The 7,686-nt window shown below is 68.6% G+C and carries 7 protein-coding genes; 3 read left to right on the forward strand and 4 right to left on the reverse strand.

Features of this window, described 5'->3' with window-relative positions; genetic code table 11:
* Nucleotides 1-309 precede the first annotated feature (309 nt).
* Together ACFWPH_RS34575 and pth are read left to right on the forward strand one after the other, a co-directional pair.
* On the forward strand, nt 310-909 hold the full coding sequence (locus ACFWPH_RS34575) for a 50S ribosomal protein L25/general stress protein Ctc (RefSeq protein ID WP_378756532.1): 600 nt from the start codon (nt 310-312) through the stop codon (nt 907-909).
* A gap of 19 nt (nt 910-928) precedes the next feature.
* Nucleotides 929-1,504, forward strand: a complete 576-nt coding sequence (gene pth / locus ACFWPH_RS34580; protein ID WP_378756533.1) for an aminoacyl-tRNA hydrolase — start codon at nt 929-931, stop codon at nt 1,502-1,504.
* Nucleotides 1,505-1,568: 64 nt separating this feature from the next.
* On the opposite strand, the gene egtD is transcribed toward pth, so the two are convergent.
* From egtD to egtA, 4 genes are all read right to left on the reverse strand, one after another.
* Nucleotides 1,569-2,543 (reverse strand): L-histidine N(alpha)-methyltransferase, encoded by a 975-nt coding sequence (gene egtD, locus ACFWPH_RS34585; RefSeq protein ID WP_378756537.1) that lies wholly within the window; start codon nt 2,541-2,543, stop codon nt 1,569-1,571.
* On the reverse strand, nt 2,537-3,373 hold the full coding sequence (gene egtC, locus ACFWPH_RS34590) for an ergothioneine biosynthesis protein EgtC (RefSeq protein ID WP_378756534.1): 837 nt from the start codon (nt 3,371-3,373) through the stop codon (nt 2,537-2,539). The genes egtD and egtC overlap by 7 nt, the downstream gene beginning before the upstream one ends.
* A complete protein-coding gene (gene egtB, locus ACFWPH_RS34595) occupies nt 3,373-4,704 on the reverse strand; it encodes an ergothioneine biosynthesis protein EgtB (protein ID WP_378756538.1) in 1,332 nt (443 codons plus the stop codon). The genes egtC and egtB overlap by 1 nt, the downstream gene beginning before the upstream one ends.
* A gap of 183 nt (nt 4,705-4,887) precedes the next feature.
* Complete coding sequence (egtA, locus tag ACFWPH_RS34600; protein WP_378756535.1) at nt 4,888-6,195, reverse strand: ergothioneine biosynthesis glutamate--cysteine ligase EgtA; 1,308 nt, start codon at nt 6,193-6,195, stop codon at nt 4,888-4,890.
* A gap of 118 nt (nt 6,196-6,313) precedes the next feature.
* On the opposite strand from egtA, the gene ACFWPH_RS34605 reads away from it, so the two are divergent.
* On the forward strand, nt 6,314-7,486 hold the full coding sequence (locus ACFWPH_RS34605) for an aminotransferase class V-fold PLP-dependent enzyme (RefSeq protein ID WP_378756536.1): 1,173 nt from the start codon (nt 6,314-6,316) through the stop codon (nt 7,484-7,486).
* Nucleotides 7,487-7,686 lie beyond the last annotated feature (200 nt).

A 7,686-nucleotide genomic window follows, 5' to 3' on the forward strand; every position in this document is an offset into this window, starting at 1 on the left:
CGTTCAGCCCTCGATGCGATGCGGCGCAGCCGCGAGCATCGAGGGCTGAACGACCACGCGGGCCAAAACCCGCGCCGCCGCAGGCGGCGCAAATAAACACAGCCCGATTCCGGACTTTCAGGGCCGCTGGGTTACAGTATTCGGGTTGTCTCGGCGAGGGTTCGCAAATCTGCGGCACCGTGATCGACGCGGCGCGGCTTCCGGCCGCTTGCGTTCGGTCTTCGCCTGACGAGCAGACCACCTGACCAGGGGCGCGATTTCCCTGGCAACCGCCCATAAGCCCGGTAGAGCCGTAGGAGTTATCCAGTCATGTCCGACGTCAACCTTCTCGAAGCGAAGATCCGCACCGAGTTCGGCAAGGGTGCCGCGCGCCGCACCCGCCGCGCGGGCAACGTTCCGGCGGTCCTGTACGGGCACCAGTCCGATCCGCAGCATCTGTCGCTGGATGCGCTGTCGTTCGCCGCCATCCTGCGTCAGCACGGCACCAATGCGGTGCTGAACCTGGATATCGAGGGTAAGAAGCAGCTGGCGCTGACGAAGTCGGTCGTCGTGCACCCGATCCACCGTTACATCGAGCACGCCGATCTGCTGATCGTGCAGCGTGGTGAAGCGGTCACCGCCGATGTGCCGATCAACCTGACCGGTGAGGCCGCCGCGGGCACCTTGGTGACCCAGGAGGCCACCACCGTTTCTGTCTCCGCCGATGCCCTGAACATCCCCGAGTCGATCGACGTCTCGATCTTCAATGCCGAGGCGGGCACCCAGATCACCGCCGGTGCGATCGAGCTGCCGAAGGGTGTCAGCCTGGCCGGTGACCCCGAGGCGCTGCTGGTCAACATTGTCGAGGCCCGTGCCGCCGCCGAGCCGGAGGCCGAGGGCGAGGCCGCCGAGGGCGAAGCCGCCGAATAGGACGGGTCGACCTTCCGCGATGGCCGATACCGTGCCGGCGCTCGTCGTCGGTCTGGGCAATCCGGGTCCCGAGTACGAACGCACCCGGCACAATGTGGGCTTTCTGGTCGCCGATTCGCTCGCCGAGCGGATCGGCGGCCGTTTCACCGTCCACAAGAAGTCGGGTACCGATGTGTTGCAGGCCCGGCTGGACGGGCGGCAGGTACTGATCGCGAAACCGCGGTCGTATATGAACCTGTCCGGGCGGCCGGTGGCGGCGCTGGCCCGCTTCTTCTCGGTGCCGCCCACCGAGGTGATCGTCGTCCACGACGAACTGGATCTGCCGTTCGGTGCGGTCCGGTTGAAGCGTGGTGGCGGTGAGGGCGGCCACAACGGGCTGCGCTCGGTTTCCGGTGCCCTGACCACCAAGGACTATCTGCGCACCCGGATCGGGATCGGCCGCCCGCCCGGCCGCCAGGATCCGGCCGATTTCGTTCTCAAACCGTTCGCGTCGGCCGAGCGTAAAGAGTTGCCGGTGGTCGTCGAACAGGCCGCCGACGCGGTGGAACTGCTGCTGCGGGTGGGTTTGGAAGCCGCGCAGAACCAGCTGCACTGATCGCGATCTACCGGCCCGTGACCGCGCGCTGATACTGAAGTTCGGCCTGTTCCGACAGTCGCGGTCAGACTCGGGCGGCGAGGGTCAGGGCGAAACGGTTGTCGGGGTCGGTCCAGGTGTGCTCCGATACGAAGCCCGCGGCGCGGAGTTCGGTGTCCAGGCCGGTGGGGCGGAATTTCGCGGAGATCTCGGTGCGTAGCTGTTCACCGCGGTCGAAGTGCACCGTGAGGCCCAGGTCGGCGACGGTGACCTCCATATCCGCGGTGGCTGCCAGCCGCATTTCGATCCATTCGTTTTCCGTGTCCCAGTGCGCGATATGGTCGAACGCTTCGGGGTCGAAATCGGCTCCCAGCCGGGTGTTGAGGACGCGCAGGACATTCCGGTTGAATTCTGCGGTGATACCGGTGGCGTCGTCGTAGGCGGGGATCAGGATCGACGGGTCCACCACCAATCCCGCACCGAGCAGCAGTTGTTCGCCGGGTTCGAGAACATCGTGGATACCGCCGAGGAATTGGGCGCGTTCGGCGGGCACCATATTGCCGAGTGTGCCGCCGAGGAAAGCGATCATCCGCCGTCCGCCGCGCGGCAGGGTCGCCAGGGTGTCGGTGAAATCGCTGACCACCCCGTGCACGGCCAGTCCAGGGAACTCCAGCGCGACCTCGGCCGCGGAAGCCCGCAGTGCGGACTCCGAAACATCCTGCGGTACATAGGTTTTCAACGGCCCCTCGGCGGTGAGGGCGGTGAGCAGCAGGCGTGTCTTACTGGCCGAACCCGACCCCAGTTCGACCAGCACCTCGGCTTGTGCCGTCCGCGCGATCGCGCCCGCGACGTTCTCCAGCAGGGCCCTTTCGGTGCGGGTGGGGTAGTACTCGGGCAGGGCGGTGATCTGTTCGAACAGTTCACTGCCGCGGGCATCGTAGAACCATTTGGGCGGCAGCCATTTCGGGCTGTCGGTGAGACCGCGCCGGGCGTCGGCGTGCAGGGCTGCCGTCAGGTCGGCGTCGGTGAGGTGGACTTCCACGGTGGGTTCGTTCACGATGGCAGGCTCTCTGTCGCGGTGGCTCCGGCGGGCTCCAGTGGTTCGACGCTCAGCCGGCCGGGTTCGGCTTGGACGACGACCCGATCGGGTAGCGACTGCCACCGCGGATCGTCGTCGAACGGTTCGGAGGAAAGGATCGCGAAATCGTCGGTGACCAGCGCGGACAGCGAGTGGTAGCAGGTGCTCGCCCAGAGTGCGCGGCCGTCGCCGATCAGCAGGTTCAACCGGGCGTCGGGCGCATGGTGCAGCACCGTGGTCACCAGCAGGCGCAGCGCGGTGCCCGGATCTTCGGCGAGACCCGCCGGGGTATCGGGGTCGAGCAGGCGGCGCAAAAGCACCCACAGGGCGGCGGAATCGGTGAGCGCTTCGGCTTCGAGCAGATGGCTGGTTTCGTAGCGGCGGGTCATTCCCGCCCGGGTGGCGGCGACATCGAGATCGGACAGGACGGCGGTGAGCGCTGTCCGCCAGTGCGGAATCACCCCGTTGTGGCTGAACGCCCAGCGATCCCACAGGAACGGCGCGCAGGACGAACGCTGCACCGGCATCCCGACGGTGGCCGAACGGACACTCCCGAGGACCGCGTGGGAGGTGAGTTGCGGTAACACTTCCTCCACCGCGGGGTCGGTCCAGATCGGGTCGGGGTTGCGGTAGCGGGTCACCGCCGCCGGGTCCGGGCCCCACCAGGCGACCCCGAACCCGTCGGCATTGATGGTGCCGCCGCCGCGCATATCCCGCGGCGCCCACGACTGGGTGCGCAGCGAATGCGGTCCGCGCAGCAGGAGTTCGCCCACCGACGCCGGTGGGCCGATATAACCCAGGTGACGGCACATCAGACCTCCCGCGGGTCGAGGGTGCGGGCCAGCCGGAAGCCGGAGAAGATCTGCCGGCGGATCGGATGATCCCAGTTGCGGAAGGTGCTGCGGCAGGCGACGGGGTCGGTGCCGAACGAACCACCTCGCAGCACCCGGTAGTCGCCGCCTAAGAAGACCTCCGAGTACTCGCGGTACGGGAAGGCCCGGAACCCGGGATACGGGTGGAATCCCGAGGAGGTCCATTCCCAGACATCGCCGATGAGCTGATGCACGCCTGCCGCCGACGCACCCGCCGGGTAGGCGCCGATATCGGCGGGTTCCAGATGACGCTGCCCCAGGTTGGCGGTGGCCGGGCCGGGCTCGGTATCGCCCCACGGGTAGGCGCGGGTGCGGCCGGTGGCGGGATCGTAGCGGGCGGCCTTCTCCCATTCGGCCTCGGTGGGCAGGCGTTTACCCGCCCAGGTGGCGTAGGCCTGCGCTTCGAACCAGCACACGTGCACGACCGGCTGTTGCGGGCGGAGCGGGCGGCGTACCCCGAATACGCGTCGCCACCACTGTCCGGCGGAGTCCCGCTCCCAGAATCGAGGCGCGGTGAGCCCGGCCTCCTGCCGATGCGCCCAGCCGCGTTCGGACCACAGTTCCCGCCGGTCGTATCCGCCGTCGGCGACGAATTCGAGGTACTGCCCGTTGCTGATCGGGGCGGCATCGATCGCGAACGCAGGTACGTGCACGGGATGGGCCGGGCGCTCGTTGTCCAGGGCCCACGGGTCGGTGGAGGTGCCCATGGTGAATTCGCCCGCCGGTATCACGACCTCCCCGCGGACCGCAGTGTCGGCGGCCGGTGGTGCGGGTGCGGAGAGTACCGGGCCTCCGGCGCGCAGTTGATGGGTGGCCAGCATGGTTTCGTCGTGCTGCTGTTCGTGCTGGGCGATCATGCCGAACGCGAACCCGCCGTCGACCAGTTCGCCGCCCTGTAAGGGGCTGCGTTCGAGCACATCCCATACCTTTTCCCGCACGGTGCCGACGTACCCGCGGGCCTCGCCGGGATTCAGCAGCGGCAGTTGCGGACGATCCGGCCGGGCGTGTTTGAACGCGTCGTACAGTTCGTCGATATCGGCACGCACCGGGTCGCGGCCGCCGACATCGCGGACCAGCCACAGCTCCTCCTGATTGCCGATATGGGCCAGATCCCACACCAGTGGGCTCATCAACCGGGAATGCTGGGCGACGAGTTCGGCCTCGTCCACGCAGTCGGTGAGCGCGGCGGTCCGCTGCCGGGCCCGCTGCAGCGTCGACGCGATATGTTCGCGCAGCCGCTCGGTACCGGATCGGTCGGTGTAGTGCTGGATGGTCACGTAATCACTCCGCTCGACGGCATGGATCAGCGCCCCCGGGGATACCCGTAGGCGCCCTGCTCGACAGCCGCAGGTGCGGCAACAGTTGGGCGGTACCGCGCCGAGTACCCGCGGTGAAGTTGCTGCACGGATTCGACGACCGCGGCGGTGGAACCACACGGACCGGTCCACTGCGGTTCATGAGATTCCCGCCGGCTGTGTGCCGGCCGAGCAACGGCGTAGCGCCTCGTGCAGCTCTGGTGCAGGTGCCCGGCTGTGCGCTATCGCCGCTTCCAGCAGCGCGACCGCGGCCGCCCGTAGGTGCGGATCAGCGAGACCGTAACGTGCGGCATCCAGCCAGCGGCCCCCGGTACCCGCTGCGGCGGCGGTGGCGTCGGCGACGGCGGCCGGGGTGGACAACAGTGCGTGCAGCACCGCGATCGGTACCTTCCAGCCCTCGCCGGGCTGGGCGTCGAGGTAGCGGACCTCGAAGTACCCGGCCGGGCGCACCGGCGGGAACAGGGTGGTGAGGTGGTATCGCAGATCGTCGATATCGGGCCGGCGGCCGATTTCGGTGTCCAAACCCCCCGAGAGCCAATCATCGAACGTGGCACCCTCGGGTGCCCGCCAGGCGACTCCCGGCCGCGCCGGGCCTTCCTCGGAGCGGCGCACGCACAGCAGCGGCGCGTCCAGTGCCCAGCGGGCGTAGCCGGTGACCGGATCGGTCCATTCGGCGACCGGGGGACAGGCGCGGTCGGGATCCAGATGCAGCCAGGTACGCATCCGTTGCGAGGCCCATTCGCCGGACGGGGCACCGCGCAGAACGGGCGAGCACGCGAAGGCGGCCACCAGCGCCGGGCCCAGGGCGTGCAGGGCTGTCCAGCGGGCGGTGAGTTCGGTGCTGTCGGCACCGATATCCAGGCTGATCTGCGCGGCCGCGGTATTACTCATCATCAGCCGGCCGAACGGGCCGATCCGGCCGAAATAATCCTCCATGGCCTGGTAGCGCGGTTGCCTCAACTGGCAGCGGGGTACGCGGGCGGGGTCGGCGGCGGCGGAGACCATCCCGATCGACCGGGCGGAGAGAAGTTCGTGCAGGCGCCGGTAGTCGGCGCTCAGGCGGGTGCACAGGTCGGCGGGGTCGGGGACGGCGATGCTGGAGAGTTCGATCTGCCCGCCGGGTTCGACGGTGACCCGGCTGCCGCCGGACAGCGGCTCGGCGGGGGAATCGGGGGCGATGGAGTGGGGTGCGTGCGGGCCGAGGGCCTGTGCGAGGAGGGCGGCGGTGGGGCGGCGGCCGGTGAACGAACCGTGCGCGGAGCCGCGGCCGGCTGCGGTATCGGGGCGATGGACGGTGAACCATTCGAGTTCGGCGCCGATGAGCAGCGGCGGGCCCAATTTGAAACAGACGCCGCCGAGATACGCTTCGGCCGCCGCGCGGCTGCTGAGGGCCGGGGGTGGGGATGAGTCGCTGGTCGATTCCGGATGTTCGAGGGTGACCGCCATACCAACCTCCATGCGGGTTTCTCGGTGGTGCGGCTCTTACGTGGAATCCAGCGTAGCGACGGGCACAGACACATTTTGAGCGCGAACTTGTCACGGAATCGGCACTAGTGTCGGGGATATGGTCGATGAGCAGCGAGTACGTGCCGATACGCCCGGCGTCGGAAACGGAACCGTTTTCCTGGACAGCGCGGGGTCCTCGCTCCCGCCGCGGGTGGTCACCGACACCGTGATCGGTCATCTGCGCCGGGAGGCGGAGATCGGCGGGTACCGGGCAGCCAACGAACGGCTCGACGATCTGGCAGGGGTCAAGGCGGCGATCGCGGAGCTGATCAATGCGACCCCCGGCGCCATCGCCCTCAGCGACAGCGCCACCCGCGCCTGGACCGATTTCTTCTACGCCGTGCCGTTGCGCCCCGGCGACCGGATCCTCATCTCGGGCGCCGACTACGCCAGTAACGCCATCGCCGCATTGCAGCGGGCTCGCGCCACCGGCGCCCGGGTGGAACAGATCCCCGACGACGCCGAGGGCCGGATCGATATCGAGGCCCTCGACGCGATGATGGACGAACGGGTGCGGCTGGTTTCGCTGCTGCATGTCCCCACCAACGGCGGCCTGGTGAACCCCGTGGCCGCGGCCGCGCGAATCGCGCGCGCCGGTGGCGCACTGGTCGTACTCGACGCCTGCCAGTCCGCCGGGCAGCTCCCGCTGGACGTCACCGAACTGGGCGTGGACGCGCTGTCCGCTACCGGCCGGAAATGGTTGCGCGGTCCCCGCGGTACCGGATTCCTCTATCTGCGACCGGAATTGGCGGCCTCACTGGAGCCCGGCCGGCTCGACCTGCACAGCGCCGCGTGGACCGGCCCGGACGAATACCGGATGGCGCCCGACGCTTCCCGTTTCGAGTTCTGGGAGCACGATGTGGCGGCCCGGCTCGGGCTCGGCGCGGCCGTGCGCTACCTTCTCGATCTCGGACCCGATCAGGTCTATGCCGCGATCGCCGAGCGCGCCGATTATCTGCGGGGCGCGCTCGGCGAATTGCCGGGGCTGCGGGTGCGGGATCTGGGTGTCGAGCACAGCGGCATCGTGTCGTTCACGGTCGCCGGTGTGGAGCCGGTCGAGGTCCGGGACCGGCTGCTGGACTCCGACATCACCGTGACGGTCAGCCATGCGAGTTCGACACTGCTCGATATGTCGTCCCGGGGACTGGGTTCGGTGGTCCGCGCCTCCCCGCACTGCTTCGTAGACCGTCCTGAACTGGATCGTTTCCTCGCCGCCGTCGCCGCGTTGTAACCAGGCTTCGGCCGCGGTCGTCACCTGTCTTCGGTGCCAACGGTGCGGCCCCCGAAAGCCGTGGAACGAACTGGATTCGGCGTGTACGCCATCCCGCCATGCCTCGACTAGAGTCTGTTTCATAAGCTGCGGCCGGATAACCACAGGTTGATCGCGGCGACGCGGACGGTTGCCAGGTAGCGGACAGCGAGTTTGTCATA

This window comes from Nocardia sp. NPDC058499 (assembly GCF_042719915.1).
GTDB lineage: Bacteria > Actinomycetota > Actinomycetes > Mycobacteriales > Mycobacteriaceae > Nocardia.

What these genes read in the sequence shown, in the direction of transcription:
- egtC (WP_378756534.1), bottom strand. Translation starts at nt 3,373, where the DNA reads ATGTGCCGTCACCTGGGTTATATCGGCCCACCGGCGTCGGTGGGCGAA.
- ACFWPH_RS34605 (WP_378756536.1), top strand. Translation starts at nt 6,314, where the DNA reads ATGGTCGATGAGCAGCGAGTACGTGCCGATACGCCCGGCGTCGGAAAC.
- egtA (WP_378756535.1), bottom strand. Translation starts at nt 6,195, where the DNA reads ATGGCGGTCACCCTCGAACATCCGGAATCGACCAGCGACTCATCCCCA.
- ACFWPH_RS34575 (WP_378756532.1), top strand. Translation starts at nt 310, where the DNA reads ATGTCCGACGTCAACCTTCTCGAAGCGAAGATCCGCACCGAGTTCGGC.
- pth (WP_378756533.1), top strand. Translation starts at nt 929, where the DNA reads ATGGCCGATACCGTGCCGGCGCTCGTCGTCGGTCTGGGCAATCCGGGT.